This is a genomic window from Arthrobacter sp. AD-310, assembly GCF_054656615.1.
The window spans coordinates 45862-64985 of record NZ_BAAHNO010000016.1 but is presented as its reverse complement, the minus strand read 5'-3'; the positions used below and the strand labels follow the sequence as shown (position 1 = coordinate 64985).

At 66.3% G+C, this 19124-nt stretch carries 20 protein-coding genes; 16 read left to right on the top strand and 4 right to left on the bottom strand.

What is annotated here, in order from left to right:
* The first annotated feature begins 1 nt into the window (after position 1).
* From ACYQ1Z_RS11230 to ACYQ1Z_RS11205, 6 genes are all read left to right on the top strand, one after another.
* Positions 2–1126 carry an ABC transporter permease gene (locus ACYQ1Z_RS11230; protein ID WP_459792604.1) on the top strand — a complete coding sequence of 375 codons (1125 nt, stop codon included), beginning with the start codon at positions 2–4 and terminating at the stop codon, positions 1124–1126.
* Positions 1123–1851 carry an ABC transporter ATP-binding protein gene (locus tag ACYQ1Z_RS11225; protein WP_459792603.1) on the top strand — a complete coding sequence of 243 codons (729 nt, stop codon included), beginning with the start codon at positions 1123–1125 and terminating at the stop codon, positions 1849–1851. The genes ACYQ1Z_RS11230 and ACYQ1Z_RS11225 overlap by 4 nt, the downstream gene beginning before the upstream one ends.
* Entirely contained in the window at positions 1848–2525 is a 678-nt protein-coding gene (locus tag ACYQ1Z_RS11220) for an LOG family protein (RefSeq protein ID WP_459792602.1), read from the top strand. The genes ACYQ1Z_RS11225 and ACYQ1Z_RS11220 overlap by 4 nt, the downstream gene beginning before the upstream one ends.
* A 243-nt stretch (positions 2526–2768) precedes the next feature.
* The gene (locus ACYQ1Z_RS11215) at positions 2769–5228 is read left to right on the top strand and encodes a heavy metal translocating P-type ATPase (protein WP_459792601.1); all 2460 of its coding nucleotides are present in this window, start codon (positions 2769–2771) and stop codon (positions 5226–5228) included.
* Positions 5229–5269: 41 nt separating this feature from the next.
* Positions 5270–6142 (top strand): F510_1955 family glycosylhydrolase, encoded by an 873-nt coding sequence (locus ACYQ1Z_RS11210; protein WP_459792600.1) that lies wholly within the window; start codon positions 5270–5272, stop codon positions 6140–6142.
* A gap of 101 nt (positions 6143–6243) precedes the next feature.
* Positions 6244–6654, top strand: coding sequence for a four-helix bundle copper-binding protein (locus tag ACYQ1Z_RS11205; protein WP_459792599.1), 411 nt, complete (start codon positions 6244–6246; stop codon positions 6652–6654).
* A 9-nt stretch (positions 6655–6663) separates the two neighbouring features.
* Here ACYQ1Z_RS11205 and ACYQ1Z_RS11200 read toward each other — a convergent pair whose 3' ends face one another.
* Positions 6664–7023, bottom strand: coding sequence for a hypothetical protein (locus tag ACYQ1Z_RS11200; protein WP_459792598.1), 360 nt, complete (start codon positions 7021–7023; stop codon positions 6664–6666).
* Positions 7024–7074: 51 nt separating this feature from the next.
* Positions 7075–7788, bottom strand: coding sequence for an HNH endonuclease family protein (locus tag ACYQ1Z_RS11195; protein WP_459792597.1), 714 nt, complete (start codon positions 7786–7788; stop codon positions 7075–7077).
* Between the two features lie 297 nt (positions 7789–8085).
* Here ACYQ1Z_RS11195 and ACYQ1Z_RS11190 point away from each other — a divergent pair, with 297 nt between their 5' ends.
* The 4 genes from ACYQ1Z_RS11190 (at position 8086) to ACYQ1Z_RS11175 (ending at position 13028) form a co-directional block, all read left to right on the top strand.
* Entirely contained in the window at positions 8086–9390 is a 1305-nt protein-coding gene (locus ACYQ1Z_RS11190) for an aromatic ring-hydroxylating oxygenase subunit alpha (protein WP_459792596.1), read from the top strand.
* The gene (locus tag ACYQ1Z_RS11185; protein ID WP_459792595.1) at positions 9387–10793 is read left to right on the top strand and encodes a ferredoxin reductase; all 1407 of its coding nucleotides are present in this window, start codon (positions 9387–9389) and stop codon (positions 10791–10793) included. The genes ACYQ1Z_RS11190 and ACYQ1Z_RS11185 overlap by 4 nt, the downstream gene beginning before the upstream one ends.
* A 124-nt stretch (positions 10794–10917) precedes the next feature.
* Entirely contained in the window at positions 10918–12138 is a 1221-nt protein-coding gene (gene fdhA / locus ACYQ1Z_RS11180) for a formaldehyde dehydrogenase, glutathione-independent (RefSeq protein WP_459792594.1), read from the top strand.
* Between the two features lie 104 nt (positions 12139–12242).
* Complete coding sequence (locus ACYQ1Z_RS11175; RefSeq protein WP_459792593.1) at positions 12243–13028, top strand: glycosyltransferase family 2 protein; 786 nt, start codon at positions 12243–12245, stop codon at positions 13026–13028.
* On the opposite strand, the gene idi is transcribed toward ACYQ1Z_RS11175, so the two are convergent.
* Positions 13025–13576 (bottom strand): isopentenyl-diphosphate Delta-isomerase, encoded by a 552-nt coding sequence (idi, locus tag ACYQ1Z_RS11170; RefSeq protein ID WP_459792592.1) that lies wholly within the window; start codon positions 13574–13576, stop codon positions 13025–13027. The genes ACYQ1Z_RS11175 and idi overlap by 4 nt on opposite strands.
* A 23-nt stretch (positions 13577–13599) precedes the next feature.
* On the opposite strand from idi, the gene ACYQ1Z_RS11165 reads away from it, so the two are divergent.
* The 6 genes from ACYQ1Z_RS11165 to ACYQ1Z_RS11140 are packed head-to-tail and all read left to right on the top strand — an operon-like array spanning position 13600 to position 18721.
* Complete coding sequence (locus tag ACYQ1Z_RS11165) at positions 13600–14664, top strand: polyprenyl synthetase family protein (protein WP_459792591.1); 1065 nt, start codon at positions 13600–13602, stop codon at positions 14662–14664.
* Positions 14661–15575: a phytoene/squalene synthase family protein gene (locus ACYQ1Z_RS11160; RefSeq protein WP_459792590.1), complete on the top strand. Its 915-nt coding sequence runs from the start codon at positions 14661–14663 to the stop codon at positions 15573–15575. Before ACYQ1Z_RS11165 ends, ACYQ1Z_RS11160 begins: the two co-directional genes overlap by 4 nt.
* An 11-nt stretch (positions 15576–15586) precedes the next feature.
* Positions 15587–17185, top strand: coding sequence for a phytoene desaturase family protein (gene crtI / locus ACYQ1Z_RS11155; protein WP_459792589.1), 1599 nt, complete (start codon positions 15587–15589; stop codon positions 17183–17185).
* Entirely contained in the window at positions 17182–17529 is a 348-nt protein-coding gene (locus tag ACYQ1Z_RS11150) for a lycopene cyclase domain-containing protein (RefSeq protein WP_459792588.1), read from the top strand. Before crtI ends, ACYQ1Z_RS11150 begins: the two co-directional genes overlap by 4 nt.
* Positions 17526–17861 carry a lycopene cyclase domain-containing protein gene (locus tag ACYQ1Z_RS11145; RefSeq protein ID WP_459792587.1) on the top strand — a complete coding sequence of 112 codons (336 nt, stop codon included), beginning with the start codon at positions 17526–17528 and terminating at the stop codon, positions 17859–17861. The genes ACYQ1Z_RS11150 and ACYQ1Z_RS11145 overlap by 4 nt, the downstream gene beginning before the upstream one ends.
* The gene (locus ACYQ1Z_RS11140; RefSeq protein ID WP_459792586.1) at positions 17858–18721 is read left to right on the top strand and encodes a prenyltransferase; all 864 of its coding nucleotides are present in this window, start codon (positions 17858–17860) and stop codon (positions 18719–18721) included. The genes ACYQ1Z_RS11145 and ACYQ1Z_RS11140 overlap by 4 nt, the downstream gene beginning before the upstream one ends.
* Here ACYQ1Z_RS11140 and ACYQ1Z_RS11135 read toward each other — a convergent pair.
* Positions 18664–19104 (bottom strand): hypothetical protein, encoded by a 441-nt coding sequence (locus ACYQ1Z_RS11135; RefSeq protein WP_459792585.1) that lies wholly within the window; start codon positions 19102–19104, stop codon positions 18664–18666. The genes ACYQ1Z_RS11140 and ACYQ1Z_RS11135 overlap by 58 nt on opposite strands.
* Positions 19105–19124: the final 20 nt, after the last annotated feature.

Sequence of the window (19124 nt, the reverse complement as noted above, 5' to 3'; positions counted from 1 at the left end):
CATGGCCAGGAGGCACGCCGTGCTGTTCCTGGCGGTAAGGAACCTGGTCCAGGAGAAAACCCGGCTGCTGATCAGCGTCGGCGGGGTTGCGTTCAGCGTCCTGCTGATCATGAGCATCCAGGGCCTCTACCAGGGCTGGAGCCACAAGATCGGCGAATACATCCGCACCGTTCCGGCCGACTACTGGGTGACCCAAACGGGAGCCACGGACATGTTCCACACCCCGTCCGTGCTGCCGCTGAAGCTCCGGGATTTCCTGGCAGGCGTGGAGGGGGTGGCCACGGCCAAGCCCTTCAGCGGACGCCGGGTGGCTGTTGCGCACAATGGCAAGGACATCAACTTCTACGTCATCGCCGACGACACGCAAAACGGTGTCGGCGCTCCCGCCCGCGTGGTGGAAGGCAAAGCCGTACCGGAAAACGGCGAAATCATCATCGACCGCACGGTCGGGCGGAGCGAGGACATCAGGATTGGAGACACGCTGGAGGTGGCCGGCAGGCCGCTGAAAGTCGCGGGGTATTCCGACGGCGGGTACATCCTCAGCTTCTCGTTCGCCTTCGCCACCAAGAGCGACGCCGAGAATATCCTCCAGCTGCCCGGCGCCACGAATTTCTTCCTCGTCACCGTGCAGGAAGGAGCGGACGCGGCTGCGGTCGCGGAACGGATCGAAACCGAACCTGCGGTGGATGCCATCACCAAGGACCGGTTCGTGGACAACAACACAAACATCGTCCGTGACACCTTCCTGCCCATCATCCTGGTCCTGCTGCTGATCGGGATAGCCGTTGGCATGACAGTGATCGGCCTGACTATTTTCACCTCCACGATTGAAAAGGCGCGCGAATACGGCGTCCTGAAAGCCATCGGCGTGAGCAACCGCCAGCTTTACACCGTGGTGGTCCAGCAGGCGGTGACGGCGGCCGTGCTAGGTTACGCCGTCGGCGCGGCCCTGGCGTTGGCCATTAATGCCAGCGCGGGCAGTTTTGTGCCCGAATTCATCACGGAGATCCGCTGGGCAGACGCCGCCTGGATCTTCGCCGTCACCGTGGGCATGGCTGTGGTGTCCTCGCTGCTGCCCGTGCACCGGCTCGCCGGCATCGACCCGGCCGAGGTCTTCCGGTCATGAACGTCGTTTCGGTCCAGGAGGTATCAAAGACCTTCGGCGCTGGCCACACCGCGGTCACCGCCGTGGACCACGTATCCCTTGACGTTGCCGCCGGCGACATCGTCCTGGTCATGGGACCCTCGGGCTCCGGCAAAACCACGCTGTTGTCCATGATTGGCACGCTGATGTCCCCCACCGCGGGCAGGATCCTCATCTCGGGCCAGGACACCTCCGCCCTCGGCCCCGCGCAGCTGTCCCGGCTGCGCTTGAAGGAGTTCGGCTTCGTTTTCCAAACCTTCAACCTGCTGTCCGCCCTGACCGCAGAGGAAAACGTTATGCTTCCCCGTCTCATGGCCGGGGTGCCCCGGAAACAGGCCCGCGGGCAGGCCCGCGCCGCGCTAAACCAGCTTCAGCTCGGGCACCGGCTCAAAAACCTGCCCCGGGACCTGTCGGGCGGAGAAAAGCAGCGGGTGGCCATCGCCCGCTCCCTTGCCAACGACCCACGCCTGATCCTCGCCGACGAACCCACCGCAAACCTTGACGCCAAAACCGGGCAGGACGTGACCCTGCTGCTCTGCGAAACCGCCTGCCGGGAGAGTCGGGCCGTCATCATTGTCAGTCACGACCAGCGGCTTCGCACGGCCGCCAAGCGCGTCATCACCATCGAGGACGGCCGCCTGATCAGCGAAGAACCAGGAGAGCATGACCAGCACTGCAGGATGCACGCAGGAACGTTCTCCCCATGAGGATGACTGACGAGGAACTCCTGGCGGTCCTGGCCGATCCCGCCGGGGACCCGGCCAGGCTGGAAAGGATTCGGGCGGAGATCGAGGCAGGTTTCCAGCTGCTGTCCGGACGAATCGGCAAGGCTGTCGCCGTTTTCGGGTCCGCACGGCCCGGCCCGGACGATCCGCTCTACACCGCAGCCCGGTCCCTTGGTGCCAGGCTGGCCGTCGAAGGCTTCACCGTGGTGACCGGCGGCGGGCCGGGCCTGATGGAAGCCGTAAACCGCGGCGCGCTCGAAGCGGGCGGCATATCCGCCGGCCTCGGCATCGAACTGCCCCACGAACAATCCGTCAACGCCTACGTGGACATATCCATGACCTTCCGGTACTTCTTCGCACGGAAGATCATGTTTGTGCGCTACGCCTCCGCTTTTGTTGTGCTTCCTGGCGGCTTCGGCACCATGGATGAACTTTTTGAAGCGCTGACGCTCGTCCGGACCGGAAAGATCCACGAATTTCCTGTCGTCCTGATTGGCGCCCGCCACTGGTCCGGGCTGGTGTCCTGGATCCGCACGCAACTGCAGGACCAAGGCTTCATCGCCCCCGGGGACCTGCGGCTGCTGCGCTGTACCGACGATCTTGATGAAGCTGCCGACCTGATCAGCCAGTGCCACCTTCGCCAGCTCGCGCTTTGACTCCCCCCTGTTGCGACGGTGACGAAAGACCCTGTTGCCAGGGAGCAGAGCTGGGCAAAATCCATTACGCAGGCCCTCCAGGCACCACTCGGGAGTACCTACCGGCGGTATATGTTGGCGACAAGCGGAAGATGACGTCCAGGCGACCGCCCTTACGCGTTGAAGGTCCCGCAGAAGGCGAACAACGGCTCCCTTGCCCCGCCCCGCCTCCTCCAGCCGACAGCAGCACTTGAAGGAGGAACCGTGGCATCAACAATCAAGCGCACCGTGGTGGAAGTAGGTGGCCTCCACTGGGCCACCTCCAAGGCCGCCGTCGAACAGGTCCTGATGCGGAGGCCGGGCGTGGAAGCCGTTGAGGCGAATGCCGTGGCACAGACAGCGACAGTCAGCTTCGACCCTTCGGTGACCTCGGTCGGGCAGATCGCCCGCTGGGTACAGGACTGCGGCTACCACTGCAGGGGAGAAGTTGTCCCCGACCACATCTGCTACCCGGCGCAGGAGGCCCCCGCCGCCCCACGTGTACATGAGCACAGGCACGACGACGGCAGTCGCCCCGGCGGGCAGCCGGCCCCGCACGAACACATGGCCCATACCCCGCAGGACATGATGGGGCACGGCGGGCATCACGCGGGCATGTCCATGGACGACATGGTCAGGGACATGCGCAACAGGTTCCTCGTGGCGGCTTTCCTCTCCGTTGGGGTGACCCTCTGGTCACCCATGGGCCGGGACATGTTCGGCTTTACCGTCCCTGCTCCATTTGGCCTGCGCGACGACGTGGTGGCCCTGATCCTGTCCCTGCCGGTCATCTTCTACTCCGCGTGGATCTTCTTCGACGGCGCCTACCGGGCGCTGCGTGCCCGGACCCTGGACATGATGGTCCTGGTGGCGATCGCCATCGGCGCCGGATGGCTTTACAGCGTCTGGATCACGTTCACCGGTGGTGGTGAGGTCTTCTACGAGGCCGCCACGGTCCTGGCCTCCTTCGTGCTGCTGGGCCACTGGTTCGAAATGCGTGCCCGTGGCGGCGCGAATGAGGCCATCCGGACCCTGCTCGAACTCGCGCCGCCGGCAGCGCTGGTCATCCGCGACGGGGAAACAGTGGAAATCCCCACCTCCGAGGTCCGGACGGGAGACCTGCTGCTGATCCGGCCCGGAGCCAAAATCCCGGTCGACGCCGTCGTTGAGGACGGCCAGTCAGAAGTGGATGAATCCATGGTCACCGGCGAAAGCCTCCCCGTAACCAAGGCGCCCGGATCGGACGTCATCGGCGCGTCCATCAACACCACGGGAACCATGCGGGTCCGCGCCACCAAGGTGGGGGCGGACACCGCCCTGGCTCAGATCGTGGCGCTGGTGCAGGAGGCACAGAATTCGAAGGCTCCCGGGCAAAGGCTGGCAGACAGGGCCGCATTCTGGCTGGTGTTCGTCGCCCTGATCGGCGGAAGCGTGACGTTTATCGCATGGCTGGCCGCCGGAGCAGGAGTGCAGACTGCACTGCTGTTCGCCATCACCGTCGTAGTCATCACCTGCCCCGATGCCCTCGGCCTGGCCACCCCTACCGCCGTCATGGTGGGCACCGGCCTCGGCGCCAAACGCGGGGTGCTCTTCAAGAATGCCACTGCCCTGGAAGTTTCCGCGCGGATCAATACCGTGGTGATGGATAAAACCGGAACCCTGACCAAGGGCGAACCGGAGGTGACCGACGTCGCCGTCGAAGGCATCGACCGTTCCGCACTGCTGGCACTGGCCGCTGCGGTTGAGCAGGAATCCGAACATCCCCTCGCCTCAGCCGTGGTCCGGCATGCCCGCCAGGAAGGTATTGAACCGCTCCAGGCGACCGGTTTCAGGAACGTCCCCGGCCACGGCGCCGGAGCCATGGTGGAGGGCCACCGGGTACTGGTGGGCAACCGGAAGCTCATGTCGGACGAGGGCATCGGCCTCGGCCGCCTGTCGGCGGTGCGCGACCAACTTGCGGGCACCGGCCGCACCGCTGTCCTCGTGGCCGTGGACGGCCAGGCCGCCGGGGTCATCGCGCTGGCCGACGCCGCCCGCGCCACCGCAGCCCCGGCGGTGGCGGCGCTGCACGAGGCCGGCGTTGAAGTCGTGATGCTCACCGGCGACAACGAGGCAACCGCCCGGCGGATCGCCGGGCAGCTTGGAATCGACACCGTCATCGCCGAGGTCCTCCCCGGGGATAAGTCGGCCAAGATCGCTGAACTGCAGGCCGCCGGCAGGAAGGTCGCCATGGTTGGCGACGGCGTGAACGATGCCCCGGCGCTCGCCCAGGCAGACCTGGGCATCGCCATCGGCGCCGGCACCGACGTCGCCATCGAAACCGCCGACGTCGTCCTGATGCGCTCGGACCCCCTGGATGTTCCCATTGCCCTGCGCATCGGCAAGGGCACGCTTCGCAAGATGCGGCAGAACCTTTGCTGGGCCGTGGGGTACAACACCATCGCCCTGCCGATCGCCGCCGGCGTGTTTGCCTTCGCCGGGATTGTCCTCAGCCCTGAAATCGCAGCGCTGTCCATGTCCGGTTCCAGCTTCCTGGTGGCCGTCAACGCACTGCTGCTCAAGCGGCTCCGGCTCCCCCGGCCCGGGACGCCCGAGGCCAGCACCGCCCGCCCCGCACGGCCCCTCGCCCCTGCCGGGCAGGAAACCCTCCCAAGTCCCGGTACGTTGGAGAAGAGAACCCCCTGATACCCGCGGACAGCCGCGGCCCCAGCCCATTGGAGGCATCTTTGCCCTTTCCAGCCCCCGCCCCGCGCCGGCTTGTATTGGCCGCAGCGGCCGCCGTCGTCATCGCCTTGTCCGGATGTTCCGCATCCCCAGGCCCCGCCGGCACGGCAGACACCCACACAACCAGCGGCGAACCGCCTGGCTCCCACGCGCACGGCCTCGCCGTCGACGCCCGGACCGGTGAACTGTTCCTGGCAACACACGAAGGTCTCTTTAACGTCACCGGGTTTCCGGGTGCCAGGATAGGCACCCCCAATGACTTCATGGGATTTACCCCTGCGGCGGAGCCAGGCGTCTTCTACGCCTCCGGCCACCCTGGACCGGATTCCACCCTGCCCAACCCCATGGGCCTGCTGAGAAGCAGCGACGGCGGCAAAACCTGGGAACCACTGTCGCGCCAGGGAGAATCAGACTTCCATGCCCTGACCACCAGCAAATCAGGGGTTCTCGGTTTCGACGGAACCCTGCGCGCCAGCGCCGACGGGACAACCTGGAGTGCTGCAGATCCCGGGTTCACGCCATTCGCCCTTGCCGGACACCCCGCCGCCGACACCGTCCTCGCCACCACCACCGACGGACTCCGGCGGTCCACCGACGGCGGAAAGACCTGGACCTTGAACACCGCCGCGCCGGTGATCCAGTTCGCCGCTTTCGCCAGCGCCACCGACGTCGTGGGGATCGCGCCCGGCGGCAAAGTGCACACGTCAGCGGACGCTGGAGCCACCTGGGCCCCTGCCGGGCAGATCGAAGGCACGGTCCAGGCCCTGACAGCTCTGAAAGCTGGTGGCCCGGCGGCCGTCTGGGCCGCGACGGCCGAAGGAATTGTGCACTCCAGCGACGGCGGAGCCACGTTCAGCCGCTACGGAGGAAACTGAGGCTGTTCCTGCCGGTCGCCGGGCGGCAACGCGCGGGTGACACAGGCCCGGTCCGGGTCTAGGGTGGGCTGTGTCAGGGACCACGACGCAAGGAGCTGGTGATGACCCACCACATTGGCCGGATGATCGAAACCCACCCCGCCGGAAGCCAGGGGGTGGACAAGGAAAAGCTGGCCGAGTGCATCGCAGCCTGCCTTGAATGCGCCCAGGCCTGTACCGCCTGTGCCGATGCATGCCTCAGTGAGGACATGGTGGCAGATCTGGCCCGCTGCATTAGGACCGACCTGGACTGCGCGGATATCTGCGCAGCCACCGGGGCCATCCTGACCCGCCAAACCAGCGCCAGCGCGGAAGTCCTCAGGGCCGTCCTGGAGGCCTGCCGTACGGTATGCCGGGTATGCGCCGCGGAGTGCGAACAGCACGCACAAATGCATGAGCACTGCCGCCTTTGCGCTGAAGCCTGCCGCAAATGCGAAAACGCCTGCGCCACACTGGCCGCGTCCCTGGCGTAGACCCGGCTGCTACGCTCCCTGAGCCGCCGCGTGCCGGCGGATACCGACGATCCGGACGGCCACGCCCGCCAGGACCAGGCAGATCCCCAGGCCCATCATGATCCAGACGGGCACCGCGGCCGAGGCAATGTCCCGGTAGCACTGCGCCGCAAGACCGGTGGTGGACAGCTGCGCGTCGGACAGTTCAGCCTGACCGCTGTTCGGGAGCATCGGACTGCCGCACAACTCCCCCGCTGGTTTCAGCCCAATAACGATGCTCAGAATGTGCAGGGCGAAGCCAACGGCGACAGTCAGGATCCAGCCGCGGCGCCGGCTTAATTCCTTGTCGATATTCCGGGTGGCGTTGCCCCGGGAATCTTGAACCACCATGCTCCGAGCCTACCGGCCCGCCGGCCGGAAGCGGTTGACCGGGGCACGGATCTACTTGCAGCCGTCGAGGATACCGGCAATGGCATCGTGCTCTGCCTGGGTGACCCAGAGGCTGTACTTGGCCTTCACCGCGGTCTGGCGTGCAACGTATTCGCAGCGGAAGGACCTGTTCGGCGGCAGCCAGGTGGCGGCGTCTTTGTCGCCTTTGGCGCTGTTGGTTGGGCCGTCAGCTGCCATGAGGTTCAGCGGGTCGTTGGCAAGTTCCTTGCGCTGGTCCACGCTGAGCTGCTGTGCCCCCTTCTGCCACGCGTCGCTTAGCGCGACGATGTGGTCGATCTGGACGTCAGAGCTGGTGTCCTGGCCGCGGACAAATCTGATGGTTGTGCCGGTGTATTTGTCTGCGAGGGTTCCCGAGGTGACCACACAGTTATTCGTCCCGGCCTTGAATGTTTCCCCGGCCAGGTCGCGGGCGAGGATGTCGTTGCGGGTGTCGCAGCCATTGTGGTTGGTGTCCGCCCAAGCCGGGCCGAACGCGTCACGGGTATAGCCGGTTTTCGGGGCACGGCCTTTCACCGGGATGTTCTCCAAATGGACGATGGCGGCGGCAACGTCACTGGCTGAGGCCGTGCCCGGGCTGTTGTCGATGGATTCGAGGGCGTTGGCTGCAGCCTCACAGCCGGTCAGGGACACGGCAAGAACCAGTGCTGCGAGGGCGGTCAGGGGCGGGGTGGCGGAACGGATGATTACGGGAGTCCTTACAAGCAATATCGGGCAATACCACGCTAGCTTTTCGTGCCATGCGCAACCGGCAAGTGCGCGGCGTGTCCGCATGGCTGCGCCTACGTGACGCCCGTAACTTTCTGCCGTTTTCGTAGTGGATTGACACCATGGGTGGCAGGCGTCACACTGTTGCACATGGTGATTGATGTTGCGTCACACGCTTACGGTTATTCTCTCGGCCTCGCGGTTCTGCCGCAGGCCGATCCTCCCTGATCGCATGGCCACAAGACGTCTTCGACAACGCCGACCCGCAAACTACCCAGCCCTACCGGGAGGAAACAGATGACTACTTCAGTGAACGTGCCCCTCAATTCGCGCGGAAAACTCGCTACTTCATTGCCTGCAGAGCAGCTGGCTGAGATCACCGAGTTGTTTGCCTTCCGGCGCAAGGGGTATTCCCTCGATGCCCCCTTCTACACCGACCCCGCAATCTTCAAGGTCGACATGGAGGCAATTTTCGGCCAGCACTGGATCTTCGCCGGCAGCGTTGCCGAGCTGCCGGAGCCGGGCGACTACATCACGGTCGACTACGGCCCCTACTCCCTGATCGTCCTCCGCACGGACGAAGGCGATGTCAACGTCCTGCACAACGTCTGCCGCCACCGCGGGGCGCGTGTCCTGACCGAAGCTGCCGGCTCCACCGGCAACCTCGTCTGCGGCTACCACTCCTGGACCTACTCCCCCGAGGGCAACCTGATCCACGCTTCCGCTCCCGGCGAGGCCAAGTTCGACAAGAACTGCTTCGCCCTCAAGCGTGCCCACAGCCGCGAGGTTGCCGGACTCATCTTTGTCTGCATCGCTGACGAACCGCCTGCCGACTTCGACGAGACCTCGAAGATCTTCGAGCCCTACCTGGCCCCGCACGACCTCTCCAAGACGAAGATTGCCTACCAGCAGAACATCATCGAAGAGGGTAACTGGAAGCTCGTCATGGAGAACAACCGTGAGTGCTACCACTGCGATGGACACCCGGAACTCGCCTGCTCCCTCTTCCCGACATGGGGCCTCACGGAAGGGCTGATTCCTCCCCACCTTGAGGAAGTATGGGACCGCAACAAGAATGCCCAGTCCTCCCTGGAGGAGCGCTGCCGCCGCTACGGCCTGCCCTACGAAGTGGTCGAGGAGCTTGACACCCGCATCGCCGGCATCCGCATCTCACGCGAATCCCTGGATGGCGAAGGCGAGTCGTTCTCGGCCGACGGGCGCCGGCTCTCCAAGAAGCTGCTGGGCGACCTGCCGGACTTCCGCCTGGGACGCTGCTCGATGCACCTGCAGCCCAACAGCTGGTTCCACTTCCTGGGCGACCACGTCATCACGTTCGGCGTCTTCCCCATCAACGAGCACCAGTCGCTGGTCCGCACCACCTGGCTGGTGGCCGACGACGCCGAAGAAGGCGTCGATTACGACCTGGAGAAGCTTACCTACACCTGGAAGCAGACCAACATCCAGGACAAGGCGTTCGTCGAACTGTGCCAGCAGGGCGCTGCCAGCCCGGCCTACGAGCCTGGTCCGTACATGAAGAGCGAATACCAGGTCGAGGCATTCATCAACTGGTACACGCAGCGCGTTCAGGAGCACTTGGCATGACAGAACTCCTCACTGAAACGGTGATCCAGGAACCACAGCGCATTCGCGGTCTTGAGATGCCGTGGAACAGGGTCATGGGCAGCACCGAGGCGCCAGCCCGGGCTGCCCACGCACTGGGCCCCTGGCACCCGCAGGAGTTCATGGCCGAATGCGTGGAGACCGTTGTGGAGGCCGGCGGCCTTATGACCTTCGTGTTCCGCCGCACCGACGGCGCACCCCTGGCCTTCCGTGCCGGCCAGTATGTAAACGTCGCCTTTCCGGTCAACGGTGAGGACCAGGATCCGGTGGACCGCAGCTACTCCCTGTCCAGTTCGCCCACGCAACCGTGGACGTTCAGCATAAGCGTCAAGCGCGACCCAACCGGCCTGGTTTCCCCATGGGTGCACGAGAACGTCAAGCCCGGCACCGTCCTGGACATGCTCGGACCCGTCGGGGCGTTCCACCTGCCCGACGCCGACCGCCGGGCACGTTACCTCCTGCTGGCCGCCGGCGCCGGAATCACCCCCATCATGTCCATGGTGCGGACCATCCACTCCCTGCCCGGACACGCCGATGTGGTGGTCCTTTACCACGGGGCGGAAGCCGGGGGCTTCGCCTTCCACCAGGAGCTGGCCTACATCGCCTCCGTGGACTCGCGGATCAGGGTCTTCTACTCGCTGGGCGACCGCAGCAAGCCCGACGGATGGGAAGGGCTCACCGGAAGACTGACGGCGGCCATGCTTGATCAGGTGGCTCCCGACGCCAACGGCCGCCAGGTCTACGCCTGCGGCCCCGAGGGATATCTGAACAGCGCCACCGAGCTCCTCCAGAAGGTAGGCGTCGACGACACCTCCATCTACATGGAGTTCTTCTCGGGCGACCGCCAGACACTCCTTGAGTACCAGGCAGAGATCGCGCTTGCATCGGATATCGCCGAGGAAATTGCTGAGGAGATCGCCGAGTCCGCCGAAGATTACTACGAAGGCCAGCCCAGCGCGTTCGGACTCTACGAGCCCGGCTACGACGCCGACGGACCCCTCGAGGCCACAGGGCTGCCGCTGGAGACGGTCGACACGGAGGCGCCCGCGGCCGGGGGCCGTGCGGACGCGGAGCCCGAGGCCGTGACCCCCGATGCCTCGAGCTTTGACACCGTGGGAACGGGAAGCCTCACCCTCTCCTTCCTGCGCACAGGCGTCAACGTGCGGATTGATCCCGACCAGCACATCCTCGAGGTGGCGCAGCGCGCAGGTGTCCGCATCGGCGCCAACTGCAAGGAAGGCATGTGCGGCTCCTGCAAGGTCGTCAAGCTTTCCGGGGAAATCGAGATGAACCACCAGGGCGGTATCCGCAAACGGGAAATCGACGCAGGCAAGTTCCTGCCCTGCTGCTCCACGGCGCAGACCGACATGGTGATTGATGCCTAGCCGCACCCGTTGCCGATGACCCCACTTGCACCACCAAACTGACACCTACTGCCCTCCGGAAGGCCTGGTGCGACCAGCACCAGGCCCTCCGGGAGGTCCAATCGCCAACCATAGGAGCCATTCCATGTCAGGTAACAAAGCCGTTGCGTACAAGGCACCTGGAATTGTTGAAATCATCGACACCCCGTACCCCACCTTCGAACTTCGGGAGGGCCCGGGCGTTAACCCCATCAACGTCGGCCGGAAGGTCCCGCACGGGGTCATCCTGCGCACCGTGAGCACCAACATCTGCGGGTCGGACCAGCACATGGTCCGTGGCCGCACCACCGCCCCGGCCGGCCTCGTCCTGGGCCACGAAATCACCGGTGAAGTCATCGAGACCGGACCCGATGTCGAGTTCATCAAGGTCGGGGACATCGTCTCAGTCCCCTTCAACATCTCCTGCGGCCGCTGCCGCAACTGCAAGGAGCGCAAGACCGGGATCTGCCTCAACGTGAACCCGGACCGCCCCGGCTCCGCCTACGGTTACGTCGACATGGGTGGATGGGTGGGCGGCCAGGCCGAGTACGTCCTGGTCCCCTACGCGGACTGGAACCTGCTGCGCTTCCCTGACCGGGACCAGGCCCTGGAAAAGATCATGGACCTGACCATGCTCTCGGACATCCTCCCCACTGGTTTCCATGGTGCCGTCACGGCCGGTGTGGGCGTCGGGTCCACCGTCTACGTTGCCGGGGCCGGCCCCGTGGGGCTTGCTGCCGCCGCCAGCGCCCAGCTGCTCGGTGCCGCCGTGGTCATCGTCGGCGACCTCAACGAGGACCGCCTGGCCCAGGCCCGGTCCTTCGGCTGCGAAACTGTCAACGTGGCCAACGGCGACCCGGCGGACCAGATCGAGCAGATCCTTGGCGTCCGGGAAGTCGACGCCGGCATCGACGCCGTCGGGTTTGAAGCCCGCGGCCATGGCCACGGCGCCCAGGAGGCGCCGGCCACCGTGCTCAACTCGCTGATGGACATCACCACGGCCGGCGGATCCGTGGGCATTCCCGGCCTGTACGTCACGGGTGATCCGGGAGCAGCCGACGAGGCCGCCAAGAAGGGCAGCCTGTCCCTGTCCCTCGGCACCGGCTGGGCCAAGTCCCTGTCCTTCGCGACCGGCCAGTGCCCGGTAATGAAGTACAACCGGCAGCTGATGATGGCGATCCTGCACGACAGGATCCAGATCGCCAAGGCCGTCAACGCCACGGCTATCTCGCTCGCTGACGCTCCGCGCGGATACGCCGAATTCGACGCCGGGGCCGCCACGAAGTACGTCCTGGACCCGAACGGCTACCTCAACAGCCTGTCCTAGGCAGGGAGTTCCCTCCCGGCCGGCTGTAGCGGCCGCTGCACCACCCGCACTGTGCGGGCGCAGCGGCCGCGCTGTCTTTAAAGAAGACCGGCTAGCATCAGGGCATGCCGTCCCTTTCCGTCGTCATCCCCTGCAAGGATGACGGCCAGCTTCTGTCCCGTTGCCTCCAGGCCCTGGAGTCGCAGACGTTGGCTCCCCTGGAAGTCATTGTGGTGGACAACAACTCCGTTGATGACACTGCGCGGATCGCTGCCAGGCACGGCGCCCGGGTTCTTTATGAGGCAGCGTCCGGGATCGCGGCCGCTGCCTCCGCCGGCTACGACGCCGCCCGCGGGGACGTCATTGTGCGGTGCGACGCCGACAGCATTCCGCCTGCCGACTGGCTTGAGCAGATAGAAGCACGCTTCCGCCGCGAACCCGACCTGGCGCTCCTCACGGGCCCCGGCGTCTTTTACGGCACCGGCAGGATCCGCAGCCGCCTCGCCGGAATCGCCTACATGCAGGCCTACTTCATCCTCATGGCGGCTGCGATGGGCCACTGGCCGCCTTTCGGATCGAACTGCGCCTTCCGGGGCGAGGACTGGGCGCAGGCCAGCACCAAGGTCAACCGCCTGAACCCGAACGTGCACGACGACGTCGACCTCGGCTTTGCGCTCGACCCCGCCCGGCGCACGGCGTACGATCCCTCGCTGCGGGTTGGCATCTCCCCGCGCGCACTTGCCGGCGGCGCCGCGGCGCGGCGGCGGTTCAAACGCGCCTTCGTCACCCTGGGCATCCATTGGCGCCAGGCGCCGCCCTGGGAGCGCTGGAAAGAAACGTTGAAGGCGGGACGGGAGCGGCGCCGTCGTGCATTTCAGCGAAAGGGACGCGCGGCCGGAAGCAAGCCCTAAGTCCGGCCAAACCGCTCCGGATAAAGCAGGGGCAGTTGGAGGGTAAGCCACGGGCTGAAGGCCCACGGCGTGGCGGCCACTGCGGCGCTGATCAGGGCGGGATCGGTCCACTGCCACTCCATGACCTCGTCGGCGCGCGGTTCAAGCGGGGACGCGGCACGCGCGGTGAAGACGGGGCAAATTTCGTTTTCAACCATCCCGGAAGCGTCAGTGGCCCGGTACCGAAAGTCCGGCACCTTCAACTCCACGCCGTCCAGGCGGACACCCAGTTCGTACTCGCCCCGGCGCCGCACCGCGTCCTCAAGGCCCTCGCCGGGGGCGGGGTGCCCGCAGAAGGAGTTGGTCCAGACGCCCGGCCAGGTCAGCTTGGACAGGGCACGGCGGGTAATCAGGATGCGGCCGTCGTCGTCGTACACGTGGGCCGAAAAGGCGAGGTGCAGCGGGGTGGTGGAGGAGTGCACCCGGACCTTGTCCTCGACGCCGATGGGTGTTCCGTCATCGGCGGCCAGGACCACCTGCTCAGCTTTACCGTTCAATTGCCCTCCCATGGGTGCCCGTGTTTACTTTAGCTATGGATACGGGGACCACAACGGCGCACACTGATGATGGCCGCGTGGTCAATGACGTTTTGGCTTCCTTCTTTGCCAGGGCAAAGTCCCGGGCCGGGGCGATGCACCCGCAATACCTCGCCCTGTGGCAACACCTTGAATCGTCCCTTGACGGCGGGAAGCGTTTCCGGCCGCGGCTGGTGATGACCGTCCATGCACTGCTGGGCGGCACCGACAGGACGGCGGCGGCCACCGTGGCCGCGTCCTTCGAACTGCTGCATACCGCCCTGATTGTGCACGACGACGTAGTTGACCGGGACTTCATCCGCCGCGGCGTCCCCAACATCGCGGGCGCCTACCGCAGCCTGGCCTCAACCCAAGGCAGTGAGGACCGGGCCGTGCACACGGGGCTCTCGGCGGCCGTGATCGCGGGCGACCTGGCCCTGTCCAACGCCCACCGGCTCCTCGCCGAAGCGGACGTTGACCTGGCCACCCGGCAGAAGCTGGGCGACCTGCTGGACGATGCCATCATGGCATCGGCGGCCGGCGAACTCCTGGATGTGCTGGCCCCGCTGGACCCCTTGCCCCAGGCCGTGGATGAAGTCCTGGAGATGTCCAAGCTCAAAACGGCCGTCTACTCCTTCGACGTGCCGCTGCGCGCGGGAGCCGTCCTGGCCGGCGCCGGCCACAGCATCGTGGAGGCCCTGGGCCAGTTTGGGCGGAGCATCGGCACCGCCTACCAGGTAGCAGACGACCTGGTGGGTGCCTTCGGCGATGAGACCAGCACCGGCAAGACAGGCTGGGGCGACCTTCGGGAGGGCAAGCGCACCGCGCTGATCTCGTACGCCGCGGAGCAGCCCCAGTGGGCCCGGATCAAGGAACTGCTGTCCCAGGACCTCACGGCCAGGGATGCGGCAGAGATCCGTGACCTGCTGGTGGCCTCCGGCGCCCGGGACAAGACCCTGAAGCTCGTCGCGGAACTCACGGAGCGTGCGCTGGATGTCCTGGCCCGGCCCCTCATCCCGGAGACCCTGCGGAATGGCCTCACTCCCCTGTCCCGCCTGGTCACAGATCGCCTCGGCGCATGAAGCGGAACCGCGATGCGCTGGCCGATTACACCGCGGCCGCCCTTAAGTCCTCCGGTGTGGTGCTCCGGGCCTACTCCAGTTCCTTCGGGCTGGCATCCCGGCTGTTCGACGATAGCGTGCGCCGCCAGGTGGATTCGGTGTACGCCCTGGTGCGGGTTGCCGATGAAATCGTCGACGGCGTAGCCTCCGCCGCGGGCCTGTCACCGGAGGAAAGCCGGCGCCAGCTGGACGGGTTCGAGCGGGAAACCGAGCACGCCCTGGCAACCGGCTACAGCACCAACCTGGTGGTCCACGCCTTCGCGGACACTGCCAGGCGGACCGGAATCGGCACCGACCTCACCCAGCCCTTCTTCGCCTCCATGCGGGCGGACCTGGACCAGGCCGAACACACCCCGGAGTCCTTCGCCCGCTACGTCTACGGATCTGCGGAAGTTGTGGGCCTGATGTGCCTGAAATGCTTCCTGTATGGGCATCCGGTCAGCGCAGAGGAACGGGTGCGGCTGGAGCGGGGCGCCCGGCATCTGGGTGCAGCCTTCCAGAAGATCAACTTCCTCCGGGACCTGGCCGAGGACTTCACCTCCCTGGGCCGCAGCTACTTTCCCGGAGTCTCGCCCGCCAACTTTGACGAAGCACACAAGGCGCGGCTCCTGGCGGACGTCGAGCACGACCTGCACGAGTCGCGGGCCGTCCTGCGCGGCCTGCCGCCGTCCAGCCGGCTGGCAGTGGCCCTGGCCCAGGAACTCTTCGCCGAACTTGCCGTGCGGATCCGCCTCACCCCCGCGCCCGACCTGATCAGGACCCGGATCAGCGTCCCCACCCCCGTGAAGCTGAAGATCGCCGCCGCGGTCCTCACCGGCAGGCGCGGGCGCACACCTGCCGGCCCCGTGCCTGCCAACGTGGCCGCACAGTGAGGAATCCTGCAGTGGACGAATCCGGACGGCCGGGGCAGGCAGTCGTTGTGATTGGCGCCGGTATCAGCGGATTGGCGACGGCGGCCCTGCTCGCCACGGAGGGGCACCGCGTCACGGTGCTGGAGAAGCAGAGTGCCGTGGGCGGGCGGGCGCATACGTTCGGCGAGGCGGGGTTTTGGTTCGACGCCGGGCCCTCCTGGTACCTGATGCCGGAAGTCATCGACCACTACTTCCGGCTGTTGGGGACCAGGGCGGATGAACAGCTGGACCTGGTGAAGCTGGACCCCGGCTACCGGCTCATCTCCGAAGGATCCAGTGGGCCGGTGGACGTCCCGGCCGGGCGCTCCCGCGTGGTGGAGCTGTTTGAGCGGCTGGAACCTGGTGCCGGCGCCCGGCTGGAGAAGTACCTGGACTCCGCGGCGGAAGCCTACGCCATGGCCAAGCGCCGCTTCCTCTACCCGACCTTCCAGTCCTTCGCCCCGCTGCTGGTGCCGGACGTGCTGACCCGACTCCCCCGGCTGGCCCGCCTGCTGCTGGAGCCGCTGCACAACTACGCACGCCGGTACGTCAGAAACCCCAGCCTGCAGCAGATCCTGGAGTACCCGGCCGTATTCCTGGGCGCCTCGCCCTTCACGGCGCCGAGCATGTACCACCTGATGAGCCACCTGGACCTGGACGTGGGCGTCTACTACCCGATGGGCGGCTTCGCCCGGCTGGTGGAGGCTCTGGAAAAGCAGGCCCGGGACGCCGGAGTGGTGATCAGGACGGACGCCGAAGTCCTGGAGATCGAGACGACGCCCACAACGTCCCGCCGCCGCCCGGCGGTGGTGCGCGGGGTGAGGTACCGCACTGGTGCCGGCGCGGAAGAAAGCCTGCCGGCCGACGTCGTGGTTTCCGCCGCGGACCTGCACCACACCGAAACCGGCCTGCTCCCCCGGAGCCTGCAGACCTACCCGGAGCGGTACTGGTCGCGGCGGACCGCCGGGCCCAGCGCCCTGCTCCTGTACCTCGGTGTTCGGGGGGAACTGCCGCAGCTGCAGCACCACACGCTGCTCTTCACCGCGGACTGGGAGGAGAACTTCAGGGCGATCTTCGGCAAGGCCACGTTCCTCCCGGAGCCGGCGTCGATGTACGTATGCAAGCCCAGCGCCACCGATGCCGGCGTTGCGCCGGCCGGGCATGAGAATGTGTTCGTCCTGGTCCCCATTCCGCCGGATCCAGGGCTGGGCGGCAGCGGTGATGAGCGGCTGGAGAAAGCTGCCGACGCCGTCATCGCACAGCTCAGCGGGCGGGCGGGGATCCCGGACCTCGCCGAGCGCATTGTGCTGCGGCGGATGTACGGTCCAGCGGATTTCGAGCGGGACTACCACTCATGGAAGGGCACATCGCTGGGGCCGGCACACACGCTGAAGCAGAGCGCGTTTTTCCGCGCGGGCAACATCAGCCGCAAGGTGCAGGGGCTGTACTACACGGGGGCGTCCACCATCCCGGGGATCGGCATCCCCATGTGCCTGATCAGCGCCGAACTGGTCCTCAAGCGGCTGCGCGGCGACACCAGCACGGGCCCGCTTCCGGTGCCGCTTCGTTCGGCGCGGGCGGCACAGGCATGATCGCGGCGGCCTACCTCGTGTTCCTGCTGCTCTCGCTGGGCTGCATGGTGCTGCTGGACCAGCGCCTGCGGCTGTTTTTCTGGCAGGACGCCCGGCGTGCGGCTGTGGTGCTGGCCGCGGGACTGGTGTTTTTCCTCGCGTGGGATGTGGCCGGGATCTGGCTGGGCATTTTCTTCCGGGGCCACAACGAAACGATCGGGATTGAGCTGGCGCCGGAGCTTCCGCTGGAGGAACCGGTCTTCCTGGTCTTCCTGTGCTACCTGGTGATGAACCTGTTTCAGCTGTTCCGGCGGTTCGTACAGGAGCAGCCGGTGCCCCGCGAAAAAGTGGAGGAGCGTTCATGACTTACTGGGCACTTAACGCGGTGTTCCTGCTTGCGGCGCTTACCGTGGGGACCGCGGCGGGCATCAGGCTCAAGCACAAGGAACGCAGGGTGGCGCTGGCAGCGGCGGGTGCGGCGGCCGCCGTCGTCCTTGTCCTGACGGTGGTGTTCGACAACCTGATGATCGCCGCGGGGCTCTTCACGTATGCGCCCGGGATGATCTCGGGGATGATGCTGGGGCTTGCCCCGCTGGAGGACTTCTCCTACCCCGTTGCCGCTGTCCTGCTGCTGCCGGGGTTGTGGATCCTGCTGGACCGCAGCGCGAAGGCCCGGGCGTCCAGGAGGCGGCCATGAAAACGTTCCGAATGCTCCTGCTCTCCTCCCGCCCGTTGTCGTGGGTGAACACGGCCTACCCTTTTGCCGCGGCCTACCTCCTGGCTGCGGGAAAGATCGATCTTGCCTGGATGGTCGGGACTTTGTACTTCTTGGTGCCGTACAACCTGGCGATGTACGGCATCAATGACGTCTTCGACTATGAATCGGACCTGCGGAATCCGCGCAAGGGAGGCGTGGAAGGGGCGGTGCTGGACCGGACCATGCATGCCACCACGCTTCGGGCGGCGATTGCCACCAACCTGCCGTTCCTCGCGGCCCTGGTCCTGCTGGGCAATCCCTGGTCCTGGCTGGTGCTCGCCGTCAGCGTCTTCGCGGTGGTCGCCTACAGTGCGCCTGGGCTGAGGTTCAAGGAGCGGCCATTCCTTGATTCGGCCACGTCCAGCAGCCACTTCGTGAGCCCGGCCCTGTACGGCCTGGTGCTGGCCCAGGCGGAATTCACAGCCCCGCTGCTGGCCCTGCTCGGGGCGTTCTTCCTGTGGGGCGTTGCGAGCCACGCCTTCGGCGCGGTGCAGGATGTCGCCGCCGACCGGGCCGGCGGCATCGGATCGGTCGCAACCGTCGTCGGTGCCCGTGCCACCGTCCGCTTCGCGGTCGCCGCCTATCTGGTGAGCGGCGCGCTCCTGCTGTTCACGCCCTGGCCGGGACCGCTTGCATCCCTGCTGGCACTCCCCTATGCGCTCAACATCCTGCCCTTCGCGGCCGTGACCGACCAGACTTCAGATCAGGCGCACCGCGGATGGGAACGGTTCCTGTGGCTGAACTACGTCACCGGATTCTTCGTGACCATGCTGCTGATCTGGTACTCGGCGTCGCGCTGACCGGTGGCAGCCCGCGCGTCCAATCCTGCACTATCCTGCCGCGCGCGCCTGGCATTCCTTGTGTGGAGGGCGATGGCCAGGACAAGGAGCGGTACATGGATTGCGGGCAGGTTATGGGCGAACCAGCGGGGCAGATAAATGTCCGTGACGGAACCATGGGGATCACCCAGGCGCTCTGCAAGCGGGGTCAGCGGGCACCGGAAGCCGTTGCCCACAAACACCAGGGTCTCCCCGCCTACAACCGCCGCCGCCATGGCCACCCGCCGGTCTGTCCTTTTACGGAACCCCGCATAGAGCAGGTAGGCCATGCAGGCCTCGATGCTGAACCAGGCCAAGGTGTGGAAGGCTTTTACCGCCTGCAGGGTTGCACGCCGGCTTTCCATGGCATCAAGGCAAACACAGC

Bases quoted from the DNA above. Each gene is read 5' to 3' on its own strand.
- ACYQ1Z_RS11145 (WP_459792587.1), top strand. From the start codon at position 17,526: ATGACTTACTGGGCACTTAACGCGGTGTTCCTGCTTGCGGCGCTTACC.
- ACYQ1Z_RS11185 (WP_459792595.1), top strand. From the start codon at position 9,387: ATGACAGAACTCCTCACTGAAACGGTGATCCAGGAACCACAGCGCATT.
- ACYQ1Z_RS11220 (WP_459792602.1), top strand. From the start codon at position 1,848: ATGAGGATGACTGACGAGGAACTCCTGGCGGTCCTGGCCGATCCCGCC.
- ACYQ1Z_RS11230 (WP_459792604.1), top strand. From the start codon at position 2: ATGGCCAGGAGGCACGCCGTGCTGTTCCTGGCGGTAAGGAACCTGGTC.
- ACYQ1Z_RS11205 (WP_459792599.1), top strand. From the start codon at position 6,244: ATGACCCACCACATTGGCCGGATGATCGAAACCCACCCCGCCGGAAGC.
- ACYQ1Z_RS11200 (WP_459792598.1), bottom strand. From the start codon at position 7,023: ATGGTGGTTCAAGATTCCCGGGGCAACGCCACCCGGAATATCGACAAG.
- ACYQ1Z_RS11160 (WP_459792590.1), top strand. From the start codon at position 14,661: ATGAAGCGGAACCGCGATGCGCTGGCCGATTACACCGCGGCCGCCCTT.
- ACYQ1Z_RS11175 (WP_459792593.1), top strand. From the start codon at position 12,243: ATGCCGTCCCTTTCCGTCGTCATCCCCTGCAAGGATGACGGCCAGCTT.
- ACYQ1Z_RS11225 (WP_459792603.1), top strand. From the start codon at position 1,123: ATGAACGTCGTTTCGGTCCAGGAGGTATCAAAGACCTTCGGCGCTGGC.
- ACYQ1Z_RS11135 (WP_459792585.1), bottom strand. From the start codon at position 19,104: ATGGAAAGCCGGCGTGCAACCCTGCAGGCGGTAAAAGCCTTCCACACC.
- fdhA (WP_459792594.1), top strand. From the start codon at position 10,918: ATGTCAGGTAACAAAGCCGTTGCGTACAAGGCACCTGGAATTGTTGAA.
- ACYQ1Z_RS11150 (WP_459792588.1), top strand. From the start codon at position 17,182: ATGATCGCGGCGGCCTACCTCGTGTTCCTGCTGCTCTCGCTGGGCTGC.
- ACYQ1Z_RS11140 (WP_459792586.1), top strand. From the start codon at position 17,858: ATGAAAACGTTCCGAATGCTCCTGCTCTCCTCCCGCCCGTTGTCGTGG.
- ACYQ1Z_RS11165 (WP_459792591.1), top strand. From the start codon at position 13,600: ATGGATACGGGGACCACAACGGCGCACACTGATGATGGCCGCGTGGTC.
- ACYQ1Z_RS11190 (WP_459792596.1), top strand. From the start codon at position 8,086: ATGACTACTTCAGTGAACGTGCCCCTCAATTCGCGCGGAAAACTCGCT.
- idi (WP_459792592.1), bottom strand. From the start codon at position 13,576: ATGGGAGGGCAATTGAACGGTAAAGCTGAGCAGGTGGTCCTGGCCGCC.